Below are 2,126 nucleotides of genomic sequence, written 5' to 3'. Positions count from 1 at the left end.
TTATGCCACCCAAAATTAATTGCAGCACCAAAAGCATCCAGTTTCTCCGCTACTTGCCGTTGATTTTCAGCTAGAATGACAACCAAACTTGGGTTACCCATAAAGGCCAACTCCCAACAAGTACTTCCCCCAGCTGCGATCGCAATATCTGCCCAAGCCATCAACTCTGGCATATTCGTCACATTATACTTGAGCGTAATTGCTGTCCCCGAATCATGCACTGCTGCCTGTAACTGCTGATAATGAGGATTACTCCCCCCAACCACCACCACTGCTTCGAGTCCTTCAACCTTGACCTGCTGTAGTGCCTGAATCACTTTTAGGGTCACATTATCGGGGTCTGCGCCTCCCAAGGTAACCAGCACCTTCCGTGCCACTGTCGGGATCTGCCGCTGCCAGCCTTGCCAAGGCCAGAATTCCTTCCTGAGGAGTGTATATTGGGTACCCAGCAGCAGCTGGGTGTAGGATTCCCGTTTAGCATACAGTCCCTCATGGGCGTACACATTTTGGTTCAACACTAGGTCAGCCCAGTAGTGAGCTGCATGGCCATAGTCATCAATAAACAACAGCCGTAACCCAGCTTCTTTAATCACTCGCTGATAGTCAGCTCCGAAGTGATAACCATCCACCACCACCCAATCAGCACCAAACTGGTGTGCAAAACTTGCTGTTTGCTTGGCATCTTCAGTACTTCCAGAAGAAACTGATAGGTGAACAACTTCCATTGATTGCGATCGCAGACGCTCCTGTAGTACACATGCTTCTGTGTTCAGAATAAAAATAGCCTCACCCCCTGTTTCTTGCCAAGCTTGAGCTAAGGCTAGACAGCGCATCACATGACCTGTACCTATTTTTAGAGAAGCATTTGCACGAATAATAAGATTCATTTAAGGTTTCCTAGCAACCAATAGCATATTTGATGATAGATTATTTGTGGACAAAAAATCTTGAAATGCCTCGCCTTTACTCTCCCATTCATCTATCAAAATTTGTTTTCAAAAAGGTTGATTGCTGACATCAAAATTACCGGCTACAATTTGCTTACGAACTAATTCAGCATCCAGTCTTCCTGGTGTTTGCTTTTCAAGTACATCAAAACCACAAGATTCTAACAATATTGTCAGAGAATTTAGATTAAACAAATTTAGATGTTCATTATCAACTGCACTAGATTTATTCTCCAAAGTTACGATATCAAACCCTTTAGCATTCGGGCAGGTGAGGATAAATATTCCTCCATCAGCTAGCAATTCATAACATTTTGCTACAAAATTACTAGGAGCAAAGAGATGCTCAATTACTTCAAAGTTTACAATTACATCAATGACTTCATTCCCAAAATTAATTTCCTCTATCGGCTTTTCAAGAATTTCTATACCACGATTACGGCAGGTTTGTGCCAAGTCTGGTGTTGGTTCAACCCCAATCACCTTTTGGAAAACTCCTGTTTTCTGAATTTCTTCACAGAAAATGCCAAACCCTGCTCCTACTTCCAATAGCGTATTGGTTGGTACATAAAATTTTTTACAAATATCAATAACTTTTTGCACTCGTGGCTTAAATATTTTTTCGCGTCGAGCTGCTTCTGAAGCCGGGAAAATATACTTATTCCAATAAGCGTAATTTTCAGATTCTCGATAGTATTCATCTAGGTGTTCAGGACTAGGTCGAGGGTTTGCATATACAGTCTCGCACGAGTCACACATCACAAATTGAATCTCGTATTTTTCGTATACTTTGTGACTTTCATGGGAAGCACATGCAGGGCAATTGACAGTGACAAAATCCTGCTTGTGCTCTAGTAAACGTCTAATATCAGCTAGCAGTCGCTCCGCTTGAGCCTTCATTAATTCATCCGGTCGAATTTCTGATTCTTTTAACATAATCTCTACTTTACAAGTGTATTGCACAAAAACCAAATTGACTACATATAAACATTAATTTAAATCGCTCTTCTTCATTAAAATTAAATGTTGTTTTGAGTCAATATTTTGACCTAGTTTTTCCATATTTTTACAATTCCTTTATTCAACGACTTGATTGATCAGCTTGGTTGGCTACTGAGCCATAGGCTGACGGGTTTCCCCAAATATTGTCTTTGACCCACTGTCCATTTTCAATGCGCC

Annotated in this window: 2 protein-coding genes; both read right to left on the bottom strand. The window is 41.2% G+C overall.

From position 1 onward, the window contains the following. Window positions 1-887, bottom strand: an 887-nt coding sequence (pseG, locus tag F6K49_RS43280) for a UDP-2,4-diacetamido-2,4,6-trideoxy-beta-L-altropyranose hydrolase (protein ID WP_293107824.1), incomplete at its 3' end; no start/stop codon positions are given. A 108-nt stretch (window positions 888-995) separates the two neighbouring features. Then, window positions 996-1,883 carry a class I SAM-dependent methyltransferase gene (locus tag F6K49_RS43275; RefSeq protein WP_293107821.1) on the bottom strand — a complete coding sequence of 296 codons (888 nt, stop codon included), beginning with the start codon at window positions 1,881-1,883 and terminating at the stop codon, window positions 996-998. Between the last annotated feature and the right edge of the window lie 243 nt (window positions 1,884-2,126).

Source organism: Moorena sp. SIO3I6 (assembly GCF_010672095.1).
This window is presented reverse-complemented; position numbering and strand designations above follow the sequence as displayed.